This is a genomic window from Pseudomonas sp. SHLD1 (genome assembly GCF_028640935.1).
In the GTDB taxonomy this organism is placed as follows: domain Bacteria; phylum Pseudomonadota; class Gammaproteobacteria; order Pseudomonadales; family Pseudomonadaceae; genus Chryseomonas; species Chryseomonas aestiva.
In genome coordinates this window covers 63,449-86,139 of the sequence record NZ_JAQZAD010000023.1, presented here as the reverse complement: position 1 = coordinate 86,139, position 22,691 = coordinate 63,449, and the positions used below count along the sequence as shown (strand labels likewise).

The window sequence follows — 22,691 nt, the reverse complement described above, 5'->3', positions numbered from 1 at the left end:
CGAACGGTAGTGGTGCATCGCATGCCTGGGCACGCCAAATGCACTTGGTCTAAAGTGTGACGGATTTCAATCAAAGGTATCAGGCAATGGGTAGCATGCATCCCGTCCAAGTCATAGCGGTCACGGGCGGTAAAGGCGGTGTCGGCAAGACCAATGTGTCGGTCAACCTGGCCTTGGCCCTGGCCGATATCGGGCGGCGCGTCATGCTGCTCGACGCCGACCTGGGCCTCGCCAACATCGACGTTCTGCTCGGCCTGTCGCCCAAGCGCACCCTGGCCGATGTCATCTCCGGCGAGTGCGAGCTGCGCGACGTGCTGCTGCACGGCCCGGGCGGCATCCGCATCGTTCCGGCGGCCTCGGGCACCCAGGCGATGGTCAATCTGACGCCGGCCCAGCACGCCGGTCTGATCCAGGCCTTCAGCGACATCAGCGAAAACCTCGACGTGCTCATCGTCGATACCGCTGCCGGCATCGGCGACCAGGTGGTCAGCTTCGTTCGCGCCGCCCAGGAAGTCCTGGTGGTGGTGTGCGACGAGCCCACCTCCATCACCGATGCCTACGCCCTGATCAAGCTGCTCAATCGCGACCATGGCGTCACCCGTTTCCGAGTTCTGGCGAACATGGCGCTGACGCCCCAGGAAGGTCGCAATCTCTTTGCTAAGCTGACCAAGGTGACCGACAGATTCCTGGATGTCGCCCTGCAGTATGTGGGCGCCATTCCGTTCGACGAGGCGGTGCGCAAAGCCGTGCAGAAACAGCGCCCCGTGTTCGAAGCCTTTCCGCGTGCCAAGGCCTCGCTGGCCTTCCGTGCGGTAGCTCAGAAAGTCGATGGCTGGCCGCTGCCCGCCAATCCGCGCGGCCATCTCGAGTTCTTTGTCGAGCGCCTTGTGCAACCAGCCATCGGTACCCACGCATGACAGCATCCAGCGGGCTTCGCATGTACAGCAAAACCTCGGAACGTACCCAGCAGGAGCAACTCATCAACCGCTACGCGCCGTTGGTGAAACGCATCGCCTACCATCTCCTGGCGCGGCTGCCGGCCAGCGTGCAGGTCGAGGACCTGATGCAGGCCGGCATGATCGGTCTGCTGGAGGCCTCGCGCAAATATGACGCCGGCAAGGGCGCCAGCTTCGAGACCTACGCCGGCATCCGCATCCGCGGCGCCATGCTCGACGAGGTCCGCAAGGGCGACTGGGCACCGCGCTCGGTGCACCGCAACACGCGCATGGTCACCGACGCCATTCGCGCGGTGGAAGCGCGTACGGGGCGCGACGCTAAAGATTCCGAAGTCGCGGCCGAACTTAAATTGAGTCTGGATGAGTACTACGGCATCCTTGGCGACACCATGGGGAGTCGCCTGTTCAGTTTCGACGACCTCATGGAGGGTGGTGAGCATGGGCTCGAGGAGAGCGGTTCGCATGAACTCGAACCCGGTCGCGGTCTGGAGGACGAGCGCTTCCGCAAGGCCCTGGCCGACGCCATCGCCAATCTTCCGGAGCGTGAACGTCTGGTGCTCTCGCTGTATTACGACGAGGAACTCAACCTCAAGGAAATCGGCGAGGTGCTGGGCGTGAGCGAGTCACGCGTCTGCCAACTTCACAGTCAATGCGCGGCACGCCTGCGGGCGCGGCTGGCGGAATGGCGTTCGCGTTAACCGGCTGGTACTCAGGCTACTACGATTGCTTAGGCGCGCCTTGCGGCGTGTGTGCGGATTAGGACGGAGGTCGACTTGGACAAGAACATGAAAATCCTCATCGTGGACGATTTTTCCACGATGAGACGCATCATCAAGAATTTGCTGCGCGATCTGGGATTCACCAATACCGCCGAAGCAGACGACGGCAACACCGCCCTGCCGATGTTGCAGAGCGGCAACTTCGATTTTCTCGTCACCGACTGGAACATGCCCGGCATGACCGGCATCGACCTGCTGCGCCAGGTGCGCGCCGACGCGCGCCTGAAAACCCTGCCGGTGCTGATGGTGACCGCCGAGGCCAAGCGTGAGCAGATCATCGAAGCCGCTCAGGCCGGCGTGAATGGCTATGTGGTCAAGCCTTTCACCGCCCAGGTGCTGAAAGAAAAGATCGACAAGATCTTCGAGCGGGTGAACGGCTGAAGAAAGCCGCGGGGACGTTATGGATCAGCTTGGCACCAACAGCTTCAGCGACTTCGAGTCGAATCTAAAACAGCACGCCCAGGAGCTGGTGAAATGCCTGGAAAGTGGCGACTTCACCCAGGCGGTGCATGTCATCAATGAACTCAACCAGTTGCGTGACCGGGGGCTCTACCAGGAAGTCGGCAAGCTGACCCGCGAGTTGCACAACGCCATCGTCAACTTCGAGATCGATCCGCGCGGCATGGCCGGCGAAGAGGTCTCCCAGATCAGCGATGCCACCGATCGTCTCTCCTACGTGGTGAAGATGACCGAGAACGCCGCCAACCGGACCATGGATCTGGTGGAGGAGAGCGCGCCCCTGGTAGGCAACTTCGGCGACGAAGCCCGTGCCGTGCATGCCGACTGGAAGAAGTTCATGCGCCGGGAAATGGGCGCGGACGAATTCCGCGAGCTGGCCAAGCGCGTCGATGCCTTCCTCAGCCACAGCGAGAGCAGCGCCGAACAACTGTCGGCCAAGCTCAATGACATCCTCCTGGCGCAGGACTACCAGGACCTTACTGGTCAGGTGATCAAGCGCGTGGTCAATCTCGTCGGGCAGATCGAGAAAGACCTCGTCAAGCTGGTGATGATGGCCAGCCAGGTCGATCGCTATACCGGCTTCAGTCACGATCACAGCGCGCTGATCGAACAGAATCGAAAAGAAAAGACGATGAAGGGTGAAGGTCCGCAGATTCATGCCGATAAGCGTGAAGACGTCGTGGCCGCTCAGGTCGACGTCGACGATCTTCTATCCAGTCTGGGCTTCTGACCCAGACCCTCTTGGGGAGTGCAGGAATGAGCTTCGACGCCGATGAAGAGATCCTCCAGGATTTCCTGGTAGAGGCCGGCGAGATTCTCGAACAGTTGTCGGAACAATTGGTCGAGCTGGAAAGCCGTCCGGATGACATGGATCTGCTGAACGCCATCTTTCGTGGCTTCCATACCGTAAAGGGCGGTGCCGGTTTCCTGCAGCTCCATACCCTGGTCGAGTGCTGTCATATCGCGGAAAACGTTTTCGACATCCTGCGCAAGGGCGAACGCCGCGTGGATGCCGAGCTGATGGATGTGGTGCTGCAGGCACTGGATTCCGTCAACGAGATGTTTGGTCAGGTACGGGAGCGCGAAGAGCCGACCCCGGCCTCGCCCGAGTTGCTGGCGGCGCTGGCTCGCCTGGCCGATCCGGCCGGCAGCGAACCGGCGCCGGTAGCGGCTGCGCCCGTAGCCGCCACTCCGGTGGCCGCGGCACCGGCGCCCGTCGCTGCTGCTGCAGCTGCCGAACCGGAATTGAGCGATGCCGATTTCCAGAATCTGCTCGATGCCCTGGGCAGCGAGCCGAGTGCGGCAGCGCCTGCGGCCGCCAGTGGTGACGACATCACCGATGACGAATTCGAAGCCCTGCTTGATCAGTTGCACGGCAAGGGCAAGTTCCATGACGCGCCGGCCGCTGCGCCTGTTGCTGCCGCAGCTCCTGCCGCCGTTGCGGCCAGCGGTGATGACATCACCGATGACGAATTCGAGGCCCTGCTGGACGAATTGCACGGCAAGGGCAAGTTCGTCGCGAACGAGGCCGCGGCACCTGTCGCAGCAGCCCCGGCGGTAGCGGCTCCAGCGGCGGCGGGTGGTGGTGACGAGATCACCGACGACGAATTCGAATCCCTGCTCGACGAATTGCACGGCAAGGGCCGATTCAGTGGTCCCGCGGCAGCCGCCGACGCTGTAGCCGCACCTGCCACTGCTGCGCCGGCACCGGTCGCTGCGCCTCAGCCCGCGCCTGCACCCGCGCCGAAACCGGCTCCGGTTGCCGAGGTCGCGGTGCCCAAGCCGGCAGCGGCAGCGCCCGCCGAACGTCCCACCAGCGAAGCGGAGACCACCGTGCGGGTCGATACCGCACGGCTGGACGAGATCATGAACATGGTCGGCGAGCTGGTGCTGGTGCGTAACCGCCTGGTGCGTCTGGGCCTGAACAGCGGCGACGAGGCCATGGCCAAGGCCGTGTCCAATCTCGACGTGGTCACCGCCGACCTGCAGACCTCTGTCATGAAGACGCGGATGCAGCCGATCAAGAAGGTCTTCGGTCGCTTCCCGCGCCTGGTCCGCGATCTGGCGCGCAGCCTGAAGAAAGAGATCAACCTGGAGCTGGTCGGCGAAGAAACCGACCTGGACAAGAACCTGGTCGAGGCCCTGGCCGATCCGCTGGTGCACCTGGTGCGCAACGCGGTCGACCACGGCATCGAAGGGCCCGCCGAACGTGAAGAAAACGGCAAGTCCCGTGCGGGGCGTGTAGTGCTCTCCGCCGAGCAGGAAGGCGACCACATCCTCCTGTCGATCTCCGATGACGGCAAGGGCATGGACGCGGATCTGCTGCGCAACAAGGCCGTGGAAAAAGGCCTGCTCGACCGCGACGCGGCCGATCGCCTGACCGAGACCGAGTGCTTCAACCTGATCTTCGCCCCGGGTTTCTCCACCAAGGCCGAGATCTCCGACATCTCCGGCCGTGGCGTGGGCATGGACGTGGTCAAGACCAAGATCAGCCAGCTCAACGGCACGCTGAACGTCTACTCGACCAAGGGCCAGGGCTCCAAGATCGTCATCAAGGTGCCCCTGACCCTGGCGATCATGCCGACGCTGATGGTGATGCTGGGCAACCAGGCCTTCGCCTTCCCGCTGGTCAACGTCAACGAGATCTTCCATCTCGACCTGTCCCGCACCAACGTGGTGGACGGCCAGGAAGTGGTGGTGGTGCGCGACAAGGCGCTGCCGCTGTTCTACCTCAAGCGCTGGCTGGTGCCCAATGCGGCCCATGTGGAGCAGGGGGAAGGGCATGTGGTGATCCTCTCGGTGGGCACCCAGCGCATCGGCTTCGTGGTCGATCAGCTGGTGGGCCAGGAAGAGGTGGTCATCAAGCCACTCGGCAAGATGTTGCAGGGAACGCCCGGCATGTCCGGAGCGACCATCACCGGCGACGGGCGCATCGCGCTCATCCTCGATGTGCCCAGCATGCTCAAGCGCTACGCCCGTCGCGGACTCTGAGTCGGCCAGGTACGAGCGGCGTCAGGCCCTGGGCCTGGCGCCATCGGGTGGCCTGCGCCGCCCCAGTTAGGAGTTTCAACGTATGCCGGTAAAAGTACTGGTGGTGGACGATTCCGGCTTCTTCCGGCGTCGGCTCAAGGAAATCCTGGCGGCCGATCCCAACATCTCGGTGGTGGGCACGGCCAGCAACGGGCGCGAAGGGGTCGACCAGGCCCTGGCGCTGCGGCCCGATGTCATCACCATGGACTACGAGATGCCGATGATGGACGGCATCACCGCGGTCCGCCACATCATGCAGAAATGCCCGACCCCGGTGCTGATGTTCTCCTCGCTCACCCATGAAGGCGCCCGGGTCACCCTGGATGCCCTGGATGCCGGCGCGGTCGACTACCTGCCCAAGAATTTCGAGGACATCTCGCGCAATCCGGCCAGTGTGCAAAAGCTGCTGTGCGAGAAGATCCACCATATCGCCCGTTCCAACCGGCGCTTCGCCGTGGCTCCCAGCGTCGCGCCGGCGACGCCCGCGAGTGCTTCCGCGGCACCGGCCACGGCCCGCCCGGCAGCGCGTCCGGCCGCGCCTGGCGGCGCTGCGGCAGGTCACGCGTCCGCGGCCCCGGCTTCGCCGCCGCCCAAGCGCAAGCACTATCGCCTGGTGGCTATCGGGACCTCCACCGGTGGTCCGGTGGCCCTGCAACGGGTGCTTACCCAGCTGCCAGCCAATTTCCCGGCGCCCCTGGTGCTGATCCAGCACATGCCGGCGGCCTTCACCAAGGCCTTCGCCGAGCGCCTGGACAAGCTCTGCCGCATCAGCGTCAAGGAAGCCGAGGACGGCGACCAGTTGCGTCCGGGACTGGCTCTGCTGGCACCCGGCGGCAAGCAGATGATGGTGGACGGTCGCGGCATGGTGAAGATCCTGCCCGGCGACGAGCGCCTCAACTACAAACCCTGCGTCGACGTGACCTTTGGTTCCGCGGCCAAGGCCTATGCCGACAAGGTGCTGGCAGTGGTCCTGACCGGCATGGGCGCCGACGGCCGCGAAGGCGCGCGGATGCTCAAGCAGGTCGGCAGCCAGGTGTGGGCGCAGGATGAAGCCAGCTGCGTCATCTACGGCATGCCCATGGCCATCGCCAAGGCCAATCTGGCCGACGCCGTCTACGGCCTGGACGACATCGGCAGACACCTGACCGAGGCCTGTTCGTGACGGCAGGCGTTTACTGGCCAGAAGGGCATTGAGCGTGGACGTTCTCAGCCTCATCGGCATCCTGCTGGCGTTTACCGCCATCATGGGTGGCAACCTGCTGGAGGGCGGTTCCTTCACCGCCCTGGCCAATGCTCCGGCGGCGCTGATCGTGGTCGGCGGCACCTTGGGCGCCGTCCTGCTGCAGACCCGCCTGCCGGTGCTGCGCCGGGCCCTGACGATGCTGGCCTGGGTGTTCGTGCCGCCGCGGCTGGACCTCGTCGGCGGCATCCGCAAGGTGGTCAACTGGAGCAACGTCGCGCGCAAGGAAGGCCTGCTGGGTCTCGAACCCCTGGTCGCCCGCGAAGCCGATCCCTATGCCGCCAAGGGCCTGCAGCTGCTGGTGGACGGCACCGAACCCGAGGCCCTGCGCAGCATTCTCGAGGTGGATCTCTACGGCCAGGAAGATCGCGACATCGCCGCCGCCAAGGTCTATGAAGCCATGGGTGGCTATGCACCCACGGTCGGGATCATCGGCGCGGTAATGGGCCTGATCCACGTCATGCAGAATCTCGCCGATCCCTCCCAGCTGGGCAGCGGCATCGCCGTGGCCTTCGTCGCCACCATCTATGGTGTCGGCTTCGCCAACCTGCTGTTGCTGCCGGTCGGCAACAAGCTCAAGGCACTGGCCCAGCAACAGTCCCGCTACCGGGAAATGCTGCTGGAGGGCCTGATGTCCATCGGCGAGGGCGAGAATCCCCGCTCCATCGAAATGAAGCTGCAAGGTTTTCTGGACTAGGAGGACGCCGCATGCCTCGTCGCCGCCGCCGTCCCGAAGAGCACGAGAACCACGAACGCTGGCTGGTCTCCTACGCGGACTTCATCACCCTGCTGTTCGCCTTCTTCGTGGTCATGTATTCCATCTCCTCGCTGAACGAGAGCAAGTACAAGGTGCTGTCGGACAGCCTGTCCGGCATCTTCAGCCAGCCGGAGCGTTCGCTCAAACCCATTCCCCTCGGTGATCAGCGTCCCGCGGGCGTGACACCGACGGTGATGGACGCCAGCGCCGCTCAGCCGGTCAGAGGCGCCCCCAGCGATCCGCTGCAGCAGATCGCCGACAGCGTGCGCGCCACCTTCGGCGATCTCATCGCCGGCGACCAGTTGAACATCAAGGCCAGCGAGATGTGGCTGGAAATCGAACTCAGCTCCAACCTGCTGTTCGCCAGCGGCGATTCCCTGCCGAGCAATCCCGCCTTCGGTCTCATGGAGAAGGTGGCCAAGATTCTGGCGCCGTTCAGAAATCCGATCCAGGTACAGGGCTACACGGACGACCGCCCCATCAGCACGGCGCTGTATCCCACCAACTGGGAACTGTCCGCGGCCCGCGCGGCCAGTATCGTGCGGCTGCTGATCGGCAACGGCATCGCTCCGCAGCGCCTGGCCGTGGTGGGCTATGGCGCCTATCAACCGGTGGTCGACAACACCAACGACGTCAATCGCGCCCGCAATCGGCGCGTGGTCCTGCTGATCTCGCGCAATCTCGACCTGTTCCGGCCACAGAGCACCTTGCAAAATCCGTCGACTGGCACACAATCTGCAGCATCGCCTGGAGAACCGGCGCCCGGGGTGGCGCCCGTCAAATCTTCGTCGCCGGCCACCAAGCCGGCACCTTGACCCGGCTGGTCGTGTCGTCGGGAGGAAGTCTGCACATGAGAGTCTGGGCTGTCGCCAATCAGAAGGGTGGGGTGGGCAAGACCACCACCACCGTTGCCCTCGCCGGGTTGCTCGGCGATGAAGGCAAGCGCGTCCTGCTGGTGGATCTCGATCCCCACGGCTCCCTGACGAGCTATTTCGGTCAGGATCCGGACAGCCTCGAACACAGCGCGTTCGATCTGTTCCAGTACGGTGGCCAGGTTCCGGAAGGGCTGCCGAAGCGGCTGCTGCTGCCCACCAGCCATCCGCAGCTGTCGATGCTGCCGTCCAGCACCGCGCTGGCTACCCTGGAGCGTCAGTCGCCCGGCCAGAGCGGCCTGGGCCTGGTGATCTCCAAGAGCCTGGCACAGCTGTGGAACGATTTCGATCATGTGCTGATCGACAGTCCGCCGTTGCTCGGCGTGCTGATGGTCAATGCCCTGGCGGCCAGTCAGCATCTGGTGATTCCGACCCAGACCGAATTCCTCGCGCTCAAGGGACTCGAGCGCATGGTCAACACCCTGACCATGATCAACCGCTCGCGCAAGCAGGCGCTGCCCTACACCATAGTGCCGACCCTGTTCGACCGCCGTACCCAGGCCTCCATCGGCACGCTAAAGGTCCTGCGCAGCACCTATCCGGCGCAGCTGTGGCAGGCCTTCATTCCCATCGATACGCGGCTGCGCGACGCCAGTCGTTCCGGGCAGGTGCCGTCGCGCTACGAGATGAACAGCCGCGGCGTCATCGCCTACCGGGCGTTGCTGCGGCATCTGCTCGACGGGGCGCCCAGCAGCCAGGTCGCCTGATTCAAGTTTTCCACCCTGCCGGCCGATAGGCTGGACAACTCACCCACGTAGATCGCCATGAGCCAACCGACGTCTCTCGACAATCGTCCTCAGCGTGTCCTCCAGGGCTATCTCGATGCCCTTTTGCTGGACGCGTTCCTGGAACTGCCGACCGCCGAAGCCACGCCGGTCGTGGCGCCCGTGGTGGCACCGGCTGCGCCGATCGCCAGCGTGAGCGAAGACGAATTCGCCGCCGCGGTGCGCGAGGAGCTCGAACGGGATGCCGCGTGGCAACCCCGGGTCGTGCCGCTGGCAGCCCGCCGTGCCGGCGTCGGCCTGCCCGAGGTGCTGCAGCCCGCAACCCAGGTGCCGTTGCCGCCGGAAACCGACATCGAGCTGGACTGGCGCGTCCCCGAACTGGCGCCCGCTGCCGAGCCGGCGCGTCCGGTGGTGGAGGGCATTGCCCTCGGTACCCCGGCGGTGCATCCCGCCGCCGCAGCGGGCGTACCGCCCAGCGCCGTGCACCTGGAAGGTCGCCCCGAGTGGGGCGAAGAGCCCTTCGAATGCCTGCTGTTCGACGTGGCCGGCCTGACCCTGGCCGCGCCCCTGGTGTGCCTGGGCTCCATCTACCCGCTCACCGACGAAGAGTTGACGCCGCTGTTTGGTCAGCCAGACTGGTTCCTGGGCCTGCTACCCTGCCAGGCAGGCAACCTGCGCGTGCTCGACGCAGCCCGCTGGGTGATGCCCGAGCGCTACCGCGACGACTATCGCGAAGGCCTGAAATTCGTTATATCGCTGCAAGGCCTGGACTGGGGCCTGGCCGTGCATGGCGTCAGCCATTCGGTACGGCTGGATCCCGCTGAGGTCAAATGGCGGAATCAGCGCGCTACCCGGCCCTGGCTGGCGGGTACGGTGATCGATCAGATGTGTGCGCTGCTGGATGTGGCGGCGCTCGCTGAACAGGTGGTGGGTGGCCGTCGCTAGGGCTGCCCGCTGCAACTAACCGGCGGGTTCGCCCGCTTCGCCGCACGTGCGGTATTTGACGAGGCTAGGGAACATGAAAAAAACGTCCGCACAGGGTTCCGAAGATCCGGTCCTGCAATGGGTCACCTTCCGCCTGGATAACGAGACCTACGGCATCAACGTGATGCAGGTCCAGGAAGTCCTGCGCTACACCGAAATCGCTCCGGTCCCGGGTGCGCCGAGCTACGTGCTGGGCATCATCAACCTGCGCGGCAACGTGGTGACGGTGATCGACACCCGTCAACGCTTCGGTCTGCTGCCCACCGAGGTCACCGACAACACCCGTATCGTCATCATCGAGGCTGACAAGCAGGTCGTCGGCATCCTGGTCGACAGCGTGGCGGAGGTGGTCTATCTGCGGCAGTCGGAGATCGAGACCGCACCGAACGTCGGCAATGACGAATCCGCCAAGTTCATCCAGGGCGTGTGCAACAAGAACGGCGAGCTGCTGATCCTGGTCGAGCTCGACAAGCTGATGACCGAAGAAGAGTGGTCGGAGCTGGAAAGCATCTGATGCTCGTCGGGCTGATCCTGCTCAGCGTTGCCCTGGGGCTGGCCTGTGCCGGCCTCGGCGGTTGCTGCTGGTTGCTCTGGCAGCGCCAGCAGCAGCAGGCGGCCAAGCTGGCCGAGCGGGAAGCCCTGGTCGACAAGCGCATGCAGATCCTGCTCAAACGCCTGGAAACCTACCAGGCCGGGCAGGTGCGCATGGGCGAACAGGTGCAGGGACTGGCCCAGGTGGTGGCACCCTTGCCCGATCGGTTGACCCAGATCGAGCAGAGCGACCCCACCAGTCTGTCGTTTTCCCAGGCGGCACGCCTGGTGGGACTGGGCGCCAGCGCCGACGATCTCACCCAGGCCTGCGGTCTGTCCCAGGCCGAAGCCGAGCTGGTGGCCCGGCTGCACCGGCAGCGCCAGCAGCGCCAGCAGCGTTCCGGCTGATCAGGCCGGCTGCGCAGGATCGCCGCCTCAGCTGACGATCCAGTGGTAGAGCGCGATCACCACCAGTACCGCCAGCACCGGCTTGGCGATGCGGTAGGCCTTGGGATGGCGCCGCTTGAATTTCTTCACGCCACCACCGATGCGATCCCCGAATCTCTTGCTGAAGGCATAGGCCTGGTTGATGCCGCCGACGCGTTCCCCTTCGACGTTCTGCGGTGCCGTGGCATTGCCGAGGAAACGGCTGACCGCCTGATTGACACGGGTCAGCAGGCGGTTGCGCAGCGGACGCTCGACGTCGCAGAAGAGAATGACCCGGGTCTGGTCGGTCTCGTTCTTGACCCAGTGCACGTAGGTTTCGTCGAACATCACGTCTTCGCCGTCGCGCCAGGCATAGGGCTGGCCATCGACATAGATGCGACAGGCGTCCGAGTTCGGCGTGGCCAGGCCCAGGTGGTAGCGCAGCGAGCCGCCGAAGGGATCGCGATGGGGATTCAGATGGCTTCCACCCGGCAGCAGGGCGAACATGGCGCCCTTGACGTTGGGGATCTGCCGCACCAGTTCGACGGTCCGCGGGCAGAGCGTCTGGGCTGAAGGCAGCGGCTCGCCGTACCAGGTCAGGTAGAAACGCTTCCAGCCCTTCTTGAAGAAGGAACCGAAGCCGGCGTCATTGTCCTTTTCCGCGGCGCGGATATAGCCCTCGTCGAACAGCCGCAGGGCTTCGACGCGAATCTCCTGCCAGTTGTCCTTGAGCACGTCCAGCTCGGGAAAGCGGCTGCGATCCAGATAGGGTTTGGACGGCACGCTGGAGAACAGGTACATCAGGGCGTTGTAGGGGGCGAACACGGCCGAGTGGTTGACCAGCTGGCGCAGGAAAGGCAGCCGAGCGCGTCCGCGAAGGTGGACGAAGAGCACGCTGGCGACGAAGAGCAGGACGATCGCGAAGGTAATCATGGGCGAATTGTGATCGGCAGCGCCCGAACCAGGGGCGGATAGGTAATGACCGCATTATTTCACCCCAGAGAAAGGCTTGCACTCGCTTCGTCGGCTGCGCAGGATGGACACCCTGGCGCGCGGCCGCTTTCGAGCCGCGCCCCCTTGGATGATCTAGACGAGTCGTATCGATGAGCATGTCCCTACGCGACCAGCTGCTGAAAGCCGGATTGGTCAATGAAAAGCAGGCCAAGCAGGCCGTCAAGCAGAAGCAGAAGCAGACCCGCATGGAGCATCGCGGGCAGACGGAGAAGGACCGCTCCCAGGAGCTGGCCGTCCAGCAGGCCCAGGCGGAGAAGCTGGCCAAGGACCAGGAGCTCAATCGCGCTCAGGAAGACAAGAAGAAGCGCAAGGCCGAGCAGGCACAGATCAAGCAGCTGATCGAGACCAGCCGCCTGCCCAAGCTGAGCACCGAGGACTACTACAACTTCGTCGACGACAAGAAGGTCAAGCGCCTGTCGGTCAACGTCATGATGAGAGATAAGCTCAGCAAGGGCAGCCTGGCCATCGTGCGCTACGAAGGCCGCTACGAGGTGGTGCCCCGGGCTACCGCCGAGCGCATCCAGGAGCGGGATCCCAAGCGGGTGGTGCTGCTCAACGTGCAGAGCGGTGAGCCGGATCCGGACGATCCCTATGCCGCCTATCAGGTGCCGGACGACCTGATGTGGTAAGTGGCCAGGTCAGGCGTTCTGCCTGACCAGCATGTAGATGCGGTAGACGGCGATACTGGGGATCAGCTGCAGGAAGCCCGAGAGGGTCTGCAGTGCGATCTCCGCTACCGCGGCCTCGGCGAAATGCCGGGTGATCCAGGCGTCGAGCAGCCAGGCCGGCAGGACCGTGGCCAGGATGCACGCCAGCAGGGTGAAGAAGTGCCCGCGGCTCAGCCGGAAGCTGCCACGCAGGGCGTCCAGCGGCGCCTGTCCCTCCAGCACCAGCAGATTCTCGGCGAAGGCCAGCTTGGCCATGATCAGAAAGCCCGGCACGATCAACAGCGAGAAGCCCAACATCACCAGCCCCGAGGTCAAGGCCGCGAGGATGGCGAAGCGCGGCCAGAGCAGCAGGGCGGCGCCCCAGACGCCACTCAGGCGCGGGGTATTGCCCTGGGTGCGTGCCTCCAGAAAGATCAGTAGGGCGGCGGTGTACAGCGGATAGCAGAGCAGGCTCACCAGCATGTCCCACAGGCCACCACTGGCCCCGAAGCGTTCCAGCACCTGATAGCGCAGCAGGGCTTCGAGCAGCAGCCAGGGCAGGGTGAGGACGGCCAGGGGCCGCAGATTGCGGGCAAAGAAAGACAGCGAGTCGCGCAGGATATCGACAGGGTTCATGCAGCTCTTCCAGACGTTCAGGAGGGCAGTCTAGCAGGGCGACCCGTTCGCCCGCAGGCGTTCGAGCATGGCCGCGCTGGAGGTGACGGTGGCGTATTCGCCGTGCAGATTGGCCATGGCCATCGCATGGACCTCCTCGGCGCTGCGCGGCCGACCGGAGAAGTCGGTCTTGGCGAAGGTGTAGCAGGCGTCTTCGGCGACCCAGGTGGTGAAATCCAGATTGCCGGCGCTGCGCGCGGTGGCCTCCACCGAGTTCTCGCTGGCCACGCCGCAGATCAGCAGCGAGGCTATGCCGCGCTGGTGCAGCCAGCGCTCCAGGCCACTGTTGGCGAAGGCGTCGGGGACCTGCTTGTCGAACACCGTCTCGCCGGGCAGCGGCGCCAGCGCCGGCTGGAACTGGACGCCGGGCTGTCCCGGCCAGAACACCGAAGTCGGACTGCGCGACAGGTGCCGGACGTGCAGCAAGGGCGCCCCGGCCTGGCGCCAGGCCGCCAGCAGGTCGCCCATGCGCCGCTCGGCGTCCGGGTGGTTGCGTGGCCCCAGGTGGGGCGCGCGGATTCCCTGTTGCTGGTCGATCAGGATAAGCAGCGGCGGCATGGGCGAGTCTCGCGGAGAAAGCGGCAGACTCCCCCAGCACAGGCCGGTTGTCCAGTCACCGGCGCGGCGCTGGAACTCGCTGCATCGGTATCCCTTCAGAAGAGAGAACCCGGAGCGGCGGGGCCTGGCTGAATCCGCGCTGAACATAGCGCGGGTCCTGCTTGAAAAGCCGCTACAACGCCTCTATCTGGCATAGCGGCGCACGCCGCTGCGCCTTTCGACATCCAGGCCGTTCCCAGGGGAAGGCCGCCAGTAGACCGTCTGCGGGAGGGTCACCATGCAACGCGAAGAAAGCCAGCTGATCGAAGGTCTGTTTGACCGTCTCAAGACCACGGAAGCCCAGACCGCACCCCGTGACCGGGAAGCCGAGGCGCTGATCCAGCAGCGCCTGCGCGAGCAGCCCGCGGCACCCTATTACATGGCCCAGGCGATGCTGATCCAGGAGGCCGCCATCAAGCGGCTGGACCAGCGCGCCAAGGAACTGGAAAACCAGATGGCCCAGGTTCAGCAGAATCGTCCAAGCAGCGGTGGCTTCCTCTCCAGCCTGTTCGGCGGTGGCGGCAGCCAGGCAACGGGCGGTCAGGCACCGGCCAACGCCGCGCCGTCGCGCGGCTGGAATGACCCGGGTCCGGCAGCGCCGCGTCCCGCCAATCCGGGGTATGCCCAGCCCAATCCCGGCTATGCCCAGCCCGCACCCGGCTATGGCGCACCCCAGGCCGCGCCCTCGCGCATGGGCGGCTTCATGGGCGGTGCGCTGCAGACCGCGGCCGGGGTAGCCGGCGGCGTGCTGGCGGCCCAGGCCATCTCGGGCCTGTTCCATCACTCGCAACCCGAGGAGATCGTCAACGTCATCAACGAGACCCCGACCGCCGACCAGGGTTTGGCCGATGCCGGCTCCCAGGGGGGCTGGGCGGACAACGCCAGCTACGACAATGGCGGGGGTTTCCAGGATGCCGGTGGCTTCCAGGATAATGCCGGCTTCCAGGACGCCGCCGACTATGGCGATACCGGCGGCGGTGGCTTCTTCGACGACAGTGGCGATGACGACTCCTTCATCTGACAGGATGTCGCGTTCCGCCAGCCCTGGTGCCGCAAGGCGCCAGGGCTTTTTTCTGCGCGCCGTCAGCTGGGCATGAGCGGCAGCGGGCGCTCGAAGGGCGTCGACAGCACCACCACGGTCCGGCTCATGCCGAATCGGGTCAGCTGATCGATGAGGCTTTCCAGTTCGCCCATGTCGCGTACGGCGACCCGCAGCATCAGGCAGTCTTCGCCCGTAACCCGGTGACAGGCGAGCAGTTGGGGGAGGGCTTCCAGCTTCTTCAATACCGGGCCCTGACTGGTACTGTGCAGGCGCAGGGAGATCAGGCATTCGGTGCCGTAGCCCAGAGCGCGGCGGTCGATACGGGCGCCATAGCCGGTGATGATGCCGGTGTCTTCCAGCTTGGCGATGCGTTCGGCGATGGCCGGGGCGGAGAGGCCCAGCCGGCGACCCAACTCCGCATAGCTGGCGCGGCCGTCCACCAGCAGCAGGTCGATGAGCCGACGATCGATATGGTCCATGTCTGGTCCCCTGCCTTCGAATCGAAGGTCGCTATCCCTAGAATAGGCTGAATCAAAGGCTGGTCGGGCCCTTTCTCCCTCGACTGTATCTTAGCCGTCCCGACACGCGCTCCTACAATGTCAGCCTGACCCCTCAGGACTCTTGCGCATGGACACCTCCGCCTCGCCCTGCCTCGCGCCGCCACGCCTGCCCAGCTGGCTGGCGCTGCTGGCAGCCTTCTTCGCGCTCTATGTGGTCTGGGGTTCCACCTATCTGGTCATTCGCATCGGCGTGGCCCATTGGCCGCCGCTGTTGTTGGCGGGGCTGAGGTTTCTTATCGCCGGGAGTCTCCTGCTGGGCTGGTTGCGCTGGCGCGGGGCGCCCTGGCCAACGGCGCGCGAGACCTCCGCGGCCGCGGTGATCGGCATCCTGCTCCTGGGCGTCGGCAACGGCGGGGTGACCCTGGCCGAGCATTGGGGCGTGACCTCCGGTATCGCCGCCTTGTCGATCGCCACGGTCCCCCTGTTCACCCTGCTGTTCGGTCTGCTCTGGGGGCAGCGCAACACCCTGCTGGAATGGGCCGGCATCGCCCTGGGTCTGGTGGGGATCGCCCTGCTCAATCTGGGCGATACCATGAGCGCCACGCCGCTCGGGGCCGCGGTGATCCTGCTCGCCGCGGCGGCCTGGGCCTTCGGCTCGATCTGGAGTCGCTACCTGCCGTTGCCGCGTGGCGCCATGGCCAGCGCGGTGGAGATGCTGGTGGCGGGCGTGGTGCTGCTCGGCGCCAGCTACCTGAGCGGCGAGCGCCTGCAGCACTGGCCGGCCCTGGGTGGCTGGCTGGCGCTGGGCTATCTGGTGGTGTTCGGTTCGCTGATCGCCTTCAGCGCCTATCTCTACTTGCTGGGGCGGGTAAGACCGGCGGCCGCCACCAGCTACGCCTACGTCAATCCGGTGGTGGCGGTGCTGCTGGGGACCCTGTTCGCCGGCGAGCGGATCGGTCCGGCCGAAACGCTGGCCATGCTGGTCATCGTGGGCGCGGTGGTGCTGATCGGGTTGCCGCAGTGGCGACGTCGCTGAGAGCAGGCTAGGCTGGCGCGTCATCCAAGCGGAGTCCGTCATGAGCCAAGCAGTCACCCCAGCCTTTGCCGAAGAGCCGCTGGAGGCTACCGAGATCCGCGTCCTCGGCAGTCTCATCGAGAAGCAGCTGACCACACCGGAAAGCTATCCCCTGACCCTCAATGCCCTGGTGCTGGCCTGCAACCAGAAGACCAGCCGCGAGCCGGTGCTCAACCTCACCCCAGGCGAAGTGGGGCAGGGACTGCGACGTCTGGAAGAACGCGGCCTGGCACGCCTGGTCATGGGCAGCCGGGCGGATCGCTGGGAACAGCGGCTGGACAAGGCCCTGGAGCTCCCGCCTCCCCAGTGGGTGCTCTGCGCCCTGCTGTTCCTGCGCGGGCCCCAGACCCTGGGCGAATTGCTGGCCCGCAGCGGCCGGATGCACGCCTTCGACGATACCGAGCAGGTGCGCCACCACCTGGAGCGCCTGATCGCGCGCGGCCTGGCCACTGGCCTGGGGCGACAGCCTGGCCAGCGCGAAGAGCGTTATCTGCATCTGTTCGGCAACGTGGCAGAACGCGACGCCCAGGTCGCGCAGCTGGGTAGTGCCGCCGAGAGCGGTACCCCTGTCGGCGGACGTGAAGGCCGGCTGGAAGCGCTGGAAGCCCGCATCGCCGCCCTCGAAGAGCGCCTGGCGCAACTGGAAGAAGCCGCTCAGCGCGGATAGAGCGGCGGCAGGGTGTCGTGCACAGCCTCCGGCGTCAGCGGCGGCAGGGCATTGATCGCCTGCCACAGCGTCTCGCCCTGCCAGCGCTGGCCGGCTTCGCTGTAGAGCGATCCGTTGAGGTCGTCGAGCGCGGCGGCCAGGGGCTCGAAACGTGCCCCCATGGCCGCCAGGGTTTCCGGTTGCTGCCGGGCCCAGGCGTCCAGGGCGTGACGGGTGGCGTGGGGGTCGTTGCTCTGGCAGGCGCGGCGCAGCTCTTCGCGCTGCAGGCGGCTGTCGAGATCGGGCACGGTCGGCAGGACCGCCGGCTGACGGCGGGCGCGCCACCAGAGGCCGAAGCCGAGCAGGGTAGTCAGGGCGAAGAAGGCCGTCGCCAGCTGCCAGCGCCAGAGTCCCCGGTCACTGCCGGTGATCTTGGCCGCCGCTGATGCCACCGGTTGCAGCGTCGGATCCTCGGCGACCACCAGGGGATGGGCGGGCAGGGTAGCCCGCTCGAGGGTATCGGTCTCGGTGTTCCACCAGACCACCTCCACCGGCGGCAGGACCTTGTCACCCGTGGAGGTGGGAATCAGGGCGACCCGTTCCTCGCGTTGCCCGACCAGCCCGCGCGCCTGGGTCTGCAGCGACAGCCGCGGTTGCTCGGCATAGCGCTTCACGCCCTCGATCTCCGGCAGCACCAGCGGGGGGAGCTGACCAGGTGCCAGGCCTTCGGCACGCAGCTGCAGCGTGCGGGTCAGGGCGCTGCCCTCGCGGGCCTCTTCCGGGGCGGGATTCCATTGTTGCGTCAGGGTCAGGCTGCGCGCCGGCACCCAGGGCGTCTGCGGCGGATAACTGGCCGGTTGTGGCAGAACCTCCAGGGTCAGCGCCGGAGTGCGCAGCTGGATCGGCTGGCCAGCGCGCGAGCTGTCGTCGAGGCCACCTGCGAGGGTGGCGCTGAAGGTCTGGGGTGGCAGGACCAGGGTACCGCTCTGCAGCGGATGGATGGCGTAGCGCCATTCGATCACGCCATGCCGTACCCCCTCGACGTCGCGCTCGTAGACCTGTGGAGTGCCGAGCAGATCCACCCGCGCATCGCTGGGATTGGGCGGGGTGAGCACATGGTCGTCATAGAGCGCCACGGCGTGGTAGAGGCGGATGGTCAGGATGGTCTCCGCCTGCACATAGAGCCGGGTGCGCTCCACCGCGGCTTCCAGATAGACCGGTTCGCGGGTCTGGCGCCTGGCGGCAGTGGCCTCCACGGTAACGGTCAGCGGCTGGCTGCGGGCGCCGTCCAGGGTCAGGGCAGGAATGGTCAGGGCGCCGCTGGCCTTGGGTTGCAGGGTCACGTTCCAGCGCGTGGTCACCCGCTCGCCGGGCGGCAGGCTGTTCTGCCGTACCCCGAGCACCCGGAAGTCCTGCTCGAGCGGGCCGAGATCGGGCTTGCCGAACTGGGCGGGGTCGGTGGTCTCGAGGATGAGCTCCAGCGTCTCGTTCTGACTGAGCTGGTTGCGCTCCAGGCGCGCGCTGAGATCCGCCGCCTGGAGCAGGGGCGCGAGCAGCGCGAGGGGCAGCAGCAACGGATAGGACTTCATTGCAGCGCGCTCTCCTCGCGTTGTTGTTGCTGGTACCAGAACTTGCGGCGCAGCAGCTCGGCCGGGTTGTCGGGGATCTCTCGCAGCCACTGTTCGGCCGCCTGACGCTGTTCTTCCGCCAGGGGATCTTCGGCATAGGCGGGACTGACGAGCCAGTCCGCGCCGGCCTGGGCCTGCGGCTGCGGGCTGGCCGCGGCGGCTGCAGCGGAAGGCGGGGTACCGCTATTGGCCGGCTCGTCCGCCTGGGCGCTGCTCTGGCTGGCGTTCTGCGCCTTGCGACTGCGGGCGGCGGCCTCGGCCTGGGCTGCGGCGCGTTGGGCCAGCAGGCGTTCGAGGCGATTGCGATTGCGCAGGGCGGGGGTCAGATCCGGGCGCAACACCAGCGCCGCCCGGTAGGCACGCAGGGCCTCGTCCAGGCGTCCGGCCATGGCCAGGGCGTTGCCGCGATTGTAGTGGCCGTCCGCCGACGGATCCCGGGCGAAGGCCGCGGCGGCGCCGCTGAAGTCGCCGGCGCGATAGAGCGCCACGCCGCGCCAGCGCTCGTCGCTGAAGAGGTCGGCGGCCGCGCCGGCCTGGTCGTCGGCCAGCAGCTGCAGGGCCTGCTGGTCGCGCCGCAGCCAGAGGTCGTCCCAGCTGCCGGCCTGCGCCGGAGGGGGCGTCAGCAGCAGACAGAAGGGCAGGCTCAGCAGCCAGCCGCGGCGCGCGCCGCAGGCGACCAGGAGCAGCAGAGGCAGCAGCAGCAGGTAACCCTGGTCGCGCCAGTCCGAGGGGGCCTGGCCGTCGCTGGCTCGCACAGCGCCGGGACGCTCCAGCAGGCCGAGACGGCGCAGGTCGCTGTCGTCACGCTGCAAGCGCTGATAGCGTCCGCCCAGCGCCTGGGCGACGCCCTGCAGGTGGCCTTCGTCCAGTCGGGCGATGCGGATGCCGCCGGCGGCGTCGCTCAGGTAGTTGCCGGTCTCGGCGGCCACCGGGGCACCCTGGGGCGTACCCGGGCCGAGGATCGCCAGCTGGCGCAGTCGACCCTGCAGCTGGCGCTCGAGGCCCAGGCGCTCGCGGTCGTCCAGGTCGCTGGCGATGAGCAGCAGCCGGGCGCTGGCGCTGGGCGCCGGACCGAGCAGCTCCAGGGCCTGGGCGATGCCCAGGTCGGCGCGCTGCCCGGGCACCGGCATGATCGACGGCCGCAGCGCCTTGAGCAGGTTGTCCATGGTTGGCAGGTCGTCGGTCAGGGGCACCAGGGTGTGGGCGCTGCCGGCATAGACGACGATGGCGGTCTCGCCGTCCTGGCGCGCCTTGAGCAGGTCCTGCAGCTTGCGCTGCACGGCCAGCAGGCGGTTCGGGGTGACGTCGGTGGCGAGCAGATCGGGCGTCAGCGCCAGCACCACCACCAGCGGATCGTTGCGGCGAAAGCTCTGCGCTTCGCCCTGCTGCCAGCTGGGACCGGCCAGGGCCAGGCAGGCCAGCACCCCGGCCAGGCCCAGCAGCACCAGGCCAAGGGGCGAGCGCTGGCGATCGCTGTCACTGAGCAGCCAGGGTTGCAGCGCCGGAGGCAGCAGCGCCTGCCAGCGCCCGTGGCGATGCCGGCGCCGGCGCAGCGAGCCGATCACCAGGGCGACCGGCACCAGGGCCAGTAGCCACCCGGGACGCAGGAACAGCGGCAGCCAGTCGTTCATCGGGCCTTGCCTCCCCGCTGCCAGCGCTGCGGCCACGGCAGGCGGCCGAGCGCCAGGGCCAGGCCGAGCAGCAGCGCCCCGGCCAGCGGCCAGGGATAGAGTTCACGGGTGGGACGGGCCTGGTCCGGCTGCTGGCGGATGGGTTCGAGGCGATCGAGCTGGAGAGACACGGCGGCCAGTTCGGTGCTGGATCTCACCCGGAAATAGGCGCCGTTGGTGACCTCGGCGAGGTGGCGCAGCATGGGTTCGTCGAGATCGCTGGGTGTCGCGCCGGCACCGAGGGTATCCGGATCGGCGCCGATGCCCAGGGTATAGACGCGCACCCGCTCGCTGGCCGCCAGGCTGGCCGCCACCTCGGGCGTCACCACGCCGCCGTTGCTGGCGCCATCGGTGACCAGGATCAGGGTGCGGCTGTTGTCCGGTCGCTTGCGCAGGTGCTTGACCGCCAGCCCCACGGCGTCGCCCACCGCCGTGTTGCGCCCGGCCAGGCCGATCTGGGCTTCTTCGAGGAGGGCATGCACGGTGCGTCGGTCGGCGGTCAGGGGCGCCTGCAGATAGGCCTGGGAGCCGAACAGGATCAGGCCGACACGATCGTCCTGGCGACTGTCGATGAAGCGGCCGAGCAGTTGCTTGACCAGCGTCAGGCGGCTGACATTCTCGTCGCCCAGCGGCATGTCCGGGGTGTCCATGGACCCGGAGACGTCCACCGCCAGCAGGAGGTCGCGCCCGCTCACGTCCAGCGGCTGGGGCGGTCCCACCCATTGCGGGCGCGCCGCGGCGGCCAGGATCAGCAGCCAGCCCAGCAGAAAGGGCAGCAGGCGGCGGGTGCCGCTCAGGCCGCCGGTGTGGCGGATGCGTCCGCCCAGGTGTTCGAGTTCACCGAGGAATTCCACGCGCAGGGCCGCCTGGCCGCTGTCGGCCGCGGGCAGCAGCACGCGCAACGCCCAGGGCAGCGGCAACAGCAGCCACAGCCAGGGCCAGGCGAATTCAAACATGCTTGCGGATCCAGGTGGCGACGGCGTCCTGCAGGCCGTCGATGACGCGGTCATTCAGGCGGCAGTCCGGGCGATAGCCGCCGTCCACCAGAATCATGTAGCGCGTCAGGCCGGCCGCCGGGCAGCGCGAATCGAGAAAGGCCAGCCAGTCGCGGCCGCTCAGGGTCTGGCTGAGCTGATCCGGATAGCTGGCGCGGCAGAGGCGCTTGAGCAGCGCATTCAGCGCCTGCAGCCAGGGTCCGGCCGGCGCGCCATAGGGACGCGGCAGGCGGGCCAGTTCGGCCAGGGCGGTGGTACGCAGATCCTCTTCGGTGGTCGCCTCGACGGGGAACGCGCTGTCCAGCGGCCGCCGGCCGCGACGGTGGCGCAGAAAGAAACCCAGGGCCACCACGACCAGCAGCAGCAACCACCAGCCCGGCGCCGGTGGCCACCAGGCCGGTTCCGCTGGCAGCCGCAGCGGCTCCAGCGTCGGCAGGCCGGGGGTCACGAGGTGTACCCCGGGCGATGTTGCCGCAACAGGTGCCGCAGCTGTTCGACCAGATCGTCCGCCGTGGACAGCGGCAGCAGCGGAATGCCCAGACGCAGGCTGAGTTCGGTCCAGCGTTCACGGCGCTGCGCGGCCTGCTCGGCATAGCCCTGGCGGACGTCGGCGCGATCGGTATCCAGCTCCACCTCGGCCTGGCCGCTGGTGAAGCGCAGCAGGCCGGCCTGGGGCAATGCATGATCCAGCGGATCGGAGAGCGGTAGCAGGACCAGGTCACTGTGCCGCGAAAGCAGGGTGAGGTGCTGCTCGGTGGCCACGTCCAGGCTGCGCTCGTCGCAGATCACCAGCGCCAGGCTGCCGGGACGCAGCACCTCGCGAGCACGGCGCAGGACCTGGTTGAAGGTGATGCGCGGCACCTGTGCCAGGGCCGGGTCGTGCAGCGCCCGATTGGCGTTGATCAGGTGATCGAAGAAGCGCAGCAGATTCTGCTTGCTGCGTCGCGGGCGCACCTCGTGCAGGCGTTCGCCGCCGAAGATCATGCCGCCGATACGGTCGTTGTGCTCCAGCACCGCCCAGCCGATCAGCGCGGCCAGCCGACCGGCCAGCACCGACTTGAATTGCTGGCGGGTGCCGAAGAAGGTGCGCGGACTCTGCTCCAGCAGGAGATAGACCGGGCGCTCGCGCTCTTCATGGAACAGCTTGGTATGGGGTTCGCGGGTGCGGGCGGTGACGCGCCAGTCGATGGCCCGGACGTCGTCGCCGGGCTGATAGGCGCGCACCTGGTCGAAATCCACCCCGCGGCCGCGCAGGCGCGAATGGTGCAGGCCGATCAGCGGGCTGCGGCGTCCGGCGGCGGAAAACAGCTGCACTTCGACCACCCGGTGGCGCATTTCGATGAGCTCGGCCAGGCTCAGGGTCACGCCGTTGCGCTCGGCCAT

General features: G+C 66.9%; 25 protein-coding genes. 16 read left to right on the top strand and 9 right to left on the bottom strand.

From position 1 onward, the window contains the following. The first annotated feature begins 86 nt into the window (after positions 1-86). The 12 genes from fleN to PVZ77_RS16435 all read left to right on the top strand — a co-directional run bounded on the left by fleN (position 87) and on the right by PVZ77_RS16435 (position 10,801). Positions 87-917, top strand: a complete 831-nt coding sequence (gene fleN / locus PVZ77_RS16490) for a flagellar synthesis regulator FleN (RefSeq protein WP_017642087.1) — start codon at positions 87-89, stop codon at positions 915-917. Next, positions 914-1,654 (top strand): RNA polymerase sigma factor FliA, encoded by a 741-nt coding sequence (gene fliA / locus PVZ77_RS16485; protein ID WP_027597968.1) that lies wholly within the window; start codon positions 914-916, stop codon positions 1,652-1,654. Before fleN ends, fliA begins: the two co-directional genes overlap by 4 nt. Before the next feature lie 87 nt (positions 1,655-1,741). Then, a complete protein-coding gene (locus PVZ77_RS16480) occupies positions 1,742-2,116 on the top strand; it encodes a chemotaxis response regulator CheY (RefSeq protein WP_169853335.1) in 375 nt (124 codons plus the stop codon). A 19-nt stretch (positions 2,117-2,135) separates the two neighbouring features. Further along, entirely contained in the window at positions 2,136-2,924 is a 789-nt protein-coding gene (locus PVZ77_RS16475; RefSeq protein ID WP_133862384.1) for a protein phosphatase CheZ, read from the top strand. Between the two features lie 26 nt (positions 2,925-2,950). Next, a complete protein-coding gene (locus PVZ77_RS16470) occupies positions 2,951-5,185 on the top strand; it encodes a chemotaxis protein CheA (RefSeq protein ID WP_273807620.1) in 2,235 nt (744 codons plus the stop codon). An 82-nt stretch (positions 5,186-5,267) separates the two neighbouring features. Continuing rightward, positions 5,268-6,386, top strand: a complete 1,119-nt coding sequence (locus PVZ77_RS16465; RefSeq protein WP_273807618.1) for a protein-glutamate methylesterase/protein-glutamine glutaminase — start codon at positions 5,268-5,270, stop codon at positions 6,384-6,386. Between the two features lie 34 nt (positions 6,387-6,420). Continuing rightward, positions 6,421-7,161 carry a flagellar motor protein gene (locus tag PVZ77_RS16460; protein WP_133862381.1) on the top strand — a complete coding sequence of 247 codons (741 nt, stop codon included), beginning with the start codon at positions 6,421-6,423 and terminating at the stop codon, positions 7,159-7,161. A gap of 11 nt (positions 7,162-7,172) precedes the next feature. Continuing rightward, positions 7,173-8,036: a flagellar motor protein MotD gene (gene motD, locus PVZ77_RS16455; RefSeq protein ID WP_273807617.1), complete on the top strand. Its 864-nt coding sequence runs from the start codon at positions 7,173-7,175 to the stop codon at positions 8,034-8,036. 35 nt (positions 8,037-8,071) lie between these two features. Next, positions 8,072-8,860 carry a ParA family protein gene (locus PVZ77_RS16450; RefSeq protein WP_273807616.1) on the top strand — a complete coding sequence of 263 codons (789 nt, stop codon included), beginning with the start codon at positions 8,072-8,074 and terminating at the stop codon, positions 8,858-8,860. A 57-nt stretch (positions 8,861-8,917) separates the two neighbouring features. After that, a complete protein-coding gene (locus tag PVZ77_RS16445) occupies positions 8,918-9,823 on the top strand; it encodes a chemotaxis protein CheW (RefSeq protein ID WP_273807615.1) in 906 nt (301 codons plus the stop codon). Positions 9,824-9,896: 73 nt separating this feature from the next. Next, positions 9,897-10,376 (top strand): chemotaxis protein CheW, encoded by a 480-nt coding sequence (locus tag PVZ77_RS16440; RefSeq protein WP_007160357.1) that lies wholly within the window; start codon positions 9,897-9,899, stop codon positions 10,374-10,376. Next, a complete protein-coding gene (locus PVZ77_RS16435) occupies positions 10,376-10,801 on the top strand; it encodes a DUF2802 domain-containing protein (protein ID WP_273807614.1) in 426 nt (141 codons plus the stop codon). Before PVZ77_RS16440 ends, PVZ77_RS16435 begins: the two co-directional genes overlap by 1 nt. Positions 10,802-10,828: 27 nt before the next feature. Here PVZ77_RS16435 and PVZ77_RS16430 read toward each other — a convergent pair whose 3' ends face one another. Beyond that, a complete protein-coding gene (locus PVZ77_RS16430) occupies positions 10,829-11,752 on the bottom strand; it encodes an aspartyl/asparaginyl beta-hydroxylase domain-containing protein (protein ID WP_273807613.1) in 924 nt (307 codons plus the stop codon). A gap of 170 nt (positions 11,753-11,922) precedes the next feature. Between PVZ77_RS16430 and PVZ77_RS16425 the strand changes: the two genes are divergently transcribed. After that, complete coding sequence (locus PVZ77_RS16425) at positions 11,923-12,462, top strand: DUF2058 domain-containing protein (RefSeq protein ID WP_133862375.1); 540 nt, start codon at positions 11,923-11,925, stop codon at positions 12,460-12,462. Positions 12,463-12,471: 9 nt separating this feature from the next. On the opposite strand, the gene PVZ77_RS16420 is transcribed toward PVZ77_RS16425, so the two are convergent. Then, a complete protein-coding gene (locus tag PVZ77_RS16420) occupies positions 12,472-13,116 on the bottom strand; it encodes a YciC family protein (protein ID WP_273807612.1) in 645 nt (214 codons plus the stop codon). A 30-nt stretch (positions 13,117-13,146) separates the two neighbouring features. Beyond that, positions 13,147-13,713: a cysteine hydrolase family protein gene (locus tag PVZ77_RS16415; RefSeq protein WP_273807611.1), complete on the bottom strand. Its 567-nt coding sequence runs from the start codon at positions 13,711-13,713 to the stop codon at positions 13,147-13,149. A gap of 277 nt (positions 13,714-13,990) precedes the next feature. Between PVZ77_RS16415 and PVZ77_RS16410 the strand changes: the two genes are divergently transcribed. After that, on the top strand, positions 13,991-14,773 hold the full coding sequence (locus PVZ77_RS16410; RefSeq protein WP_273807610.1) for a DUF2076 domain-containing protein: 783 nt from the start codon (positions 13,991-13,993) through the stop codon (positions 14,771-14,773). 62 nt (positions 14,774-14,835) lie between these two features. Here PVZ77_RS16410 and PVZ77_RS16405 read toward each other — a convergent pair whose 3' ends face one another. Beyond that, complete coding sequence (locus PVZ77_RS16405) at positions 14,836-15,273, bottom strand: Lrp/AsnC family transcriptional regulator (protein ID WP_273807609.1); 438 nt, start codon at positions 15,271-15,273, stop codon at positions 14,836-14,838. A gap of 148 nt (positions 15,274-15,421) precedes the next feature. Here PVZ77_RS16405 and yedA point away from each other — a divergent pair, with 148 nt between their 5' ends. After that, complete coding sequence (yedA, locus tag PVZ77_RS16400; RefSeq protein ID WP_273807608.1) at positions 15,422-16,330, top strand: drug/metabolite exporter YedA; 909 nt, start codon at positions 15,422-15,424, stop codon at positions 16,328-16,330. 40 nt (positions 16,331-16,370) lie between these two features. Beyond that, the gene (locus PVZ77_RS16395) at positions 16,371-17,036 is read left to right on the top strand and encodes a YceH family protein (protein WP_273807606.1); all 666 of its coding nucleotides are present in this window, start codon (positions 16,371-16,373) and stop codon (positions 17,034-17,036) included. Here PVZ77_RS16395 and PVZ77_RS16390 read toward each other — a convergent pair. From PVZ77_RS16390 to PVZ77_RS16370, 5 genes are read right to left on the bottom strand one after another with little or no spacing between them, the layout of a single operon-like run. Then, the gene (locus tag PVZ77_RS16390; protein ID WP_273807605.1) at positions 17,024-18,604 is read right to left on the bottom strand and encodes a BatD family protein; all 1,581 of its coding nucleotides are present in this window, start codon (positions 18,602-18,604) and stop codon (positions 17,024-17,026) included. The two genes, PVZ77_RS16395 and PVZ77_RS16390, sit on opposite strands and share 13 nt — an antisense overlap. Next, a complete protein-coding gene (locus tag PVZ77_RS16385; protein ID WP_273807604.1) occupies positions 18,601-20,274 on the bottom strand; it encodes a tetratricopeptide repeat protein in 1,674 nt (557 codons plus the stop codon). The genes PVZ77_RS16390 and PVZ77_RS16385 overlap by 4 nt, the downstream gene beginning before the upstream one ends. Further along, positions 20,271-21,269 (bottom strand): VWA domain-containing protein, encoded by a 999-nt coding sequence (locus PVZ77_RS16380; RefSeq protein ID WP_273807603.1) that lies wholly within the window; start codon positions 21,267-21,269, stop codon positions 20,271-20,273. Before PVZ77_RS16380 ends, PVZ77_RS16385 begins: the two co-directional genes overlap by 4 nt. Beyond that, positions 21,262-21,756, bottom strand: a complete 495-nt coding sequence (locus PVZ77_RS16375; protein ID WP_273807602.1) for a DUF4381 domain-containing protein — start codon at positions 21,754-21,756, stop codon at positions 21,262-21,264. The genes PVZ77_RS16380 and PVZ77_RS16375 overlap by 8 nt, the downstream gene beginning before the upstream one ends. Further along, positions 21,753-22,691 carry a DUF58 domain-containing protein gene (locus PVZ77_RS16370; RefSeq protein ID WP_273807601.1) on the bottom strand — a complete coding sequence of 313 codons (939 nt, stop codon included), beginning with the start codon at positions 22,689-22,691 and terminating at the stop codon, positions 21,753-21,755. The genes PVZ77_RS16375 and PVZ77_RS16370 overlap by 4 nt, the downstream gene beginning before the upstream one ends.

Excerpts from the sequence above, each read along its gene's own strand:
- fleN (WP_017642087.1), top strand. The coding sequence starts at position 87 with ATGGGTAGCATGCATCCCGTCCAAGTCATAGCGGTCACGGGCGGTAAA.
- fliA (WP_027597968.1), top strand. The coding sequence starts at position 914 with ATGACAGCATCCAGCGGGCTTCGCATGTACAGCAAAACCTCGGAACGT.
- PVZ77_RS16480 (WP_169853335.1), top strand. The coding sequence starts at position 1,742 with ATGAAAATCCTCATCGTGGACGATTTTTCCACGATGAGACGCATCATC.
- PVZ77_RS16475 (WP_133862384.1), top strand. The coding sequence starts at position 2,136 with ATGGATCAGCTTGGCACCAACAGCTTCAGCGACTTCGAGTCGAATCTA.
- PVZ77_RS16470 (WP_273807620.1), top strand. The coding sequence starts at position 2,951 with ATGAGCTTCGACGCCGATGAAGAGATCCTCCAGGATTTCCTGGTAGAG.
- PVZ77_RS16465 (WP_273807618.1), top strand. The coding sequence starts at position 5,268 with ATGCCGGTAAAAGTACTGGTGGTGGACGATTCCGGCTTCTTCCGGCGT.
- motD (WP_273807617.1), top strand. The coding sequence starts at position 7,173 with ATGCCTCGTCGCCGCCGCCGTCCCGAAGAGCACGAGAACCACGAACGC.
- PVZ77_RS16450 (WP_273807616.1), top strand. The coding sequence starts at position 8,072 with ATGAGAGTCTGGGCTGTCGCCAATCAGAAGGGTGGGGTGGGCAAGACC.
- PVZ77_RS16445 (WP_273807615.1), top strand. The coding sequence starts at position 8,918 with ATGAGCCAACCGACGTCTCTCGACAATCGTCCTCAGCGTGTCCTCCAG.
- PVZ77_RS16440 (WP_007160357.1), top strand. The coding sequence starts at position 9,897 with ATGAAAAAAACGTCCGCACAGGGTTCCGAAGATCCGGTCCTGCAATGG.
- PVZ77_RS16435 (WP_273807614.1), top strand. The coding sequence starts at position 10,376 with ATGCTCGTCGGGCTGATCCTGCTCAGCGTTGCCCTGGGGCTGGCCTGT.
- PVZ77_RS16430 (WP_273807613.1), bottom strand. The coding sequence starts at position 11,752 with ATGATTACCTTCGCGATCGTCCTGCTCTTCGTCGCCAGCGTGCTCTTC.
- PVZ77_RS16425 (WP_133862375.1), top strand. The coding sequence starts at position 11,923 with ATGAGCATGTCCCTACGCGACCAGCTGCTGAAAGCCGGATTGGTCAAT.
- PVZ77_RS16420 (WP_273807612.1), bottom strand. The coding sequence starts at position 13,116 with ATGAACCCTGTCGATATCCTGCGCGACTCGCTGTCTTTCTTTGCCCGC.
- PVZ77_RS16415 (WP_273807611.1), bottom strand. The coding sequence starts at position 13,713 with ATGCCGCCGCTGCTTATCCTGATCGACCAGCAACAGGGAATCCGCGCG.
- PVZ77_RS16410 (WP_273807610.1), top strand. The coding sequence starts at position 13,991 with ATGCAACGCGAAGAAAGCCAGCTGATCGAAGGTCTGTTTGACCGTCTC.
- PVZ77_RS16405 (WP_273807609.1), bottom strand. The coding sequence starts at position 15,273 with ATGGACCATATCGATCGTCGGCTCATCGACCTGCTGCTGGTGGACGGC.
- yedA (WP_273807608.1), top strand. The coding sequence starts at position 15,422 with ATGGACACCTCCGCCTCGCCCTGCCTCGCGCCGCCACGCCTGCCCAGC.
- PVZ77_RS16395 (WP_273807606.1), top strand. The coding sequence starts at position 16,371 with ATGAGCCAAGCAGTCACCCCAGCCTTTGCCGAAGAGCCGCTGGAGGCT.
- PVZ77_RS16390 (WP_273807605.1), bottom strand. The coding sequence starts at position 18,604 with ATGAAGTCCTATCCGTTGCTGCTGCCCCTCGCGCTGCTCGCGCCCCTG.
- PVZ77_RS16385 (WP_273807604.1), bottom strand. The coding sequence starts at position 20,274 with ATGAACGACTGGCTGCCGCTGTTCCTGCGTCCCGGGTGGCTACTGGCC.
- PVZ77_RS16380 (WP_273807603.1), bottom strand. The coding sequence starts at position 21,269 with ATGTTTGAATTCGCCTGGCCCTGGCTGTGGCTGCTGTTGCCGCTGCCC.
- PVZ77_RS16370 (WP_273807601.1), bottom strand. The coding sequence starts at position 22,691 with ATGGCCGAGCGCAACGGCGTGACCCTGAGCCTGGCCGAGCTCATCGAA.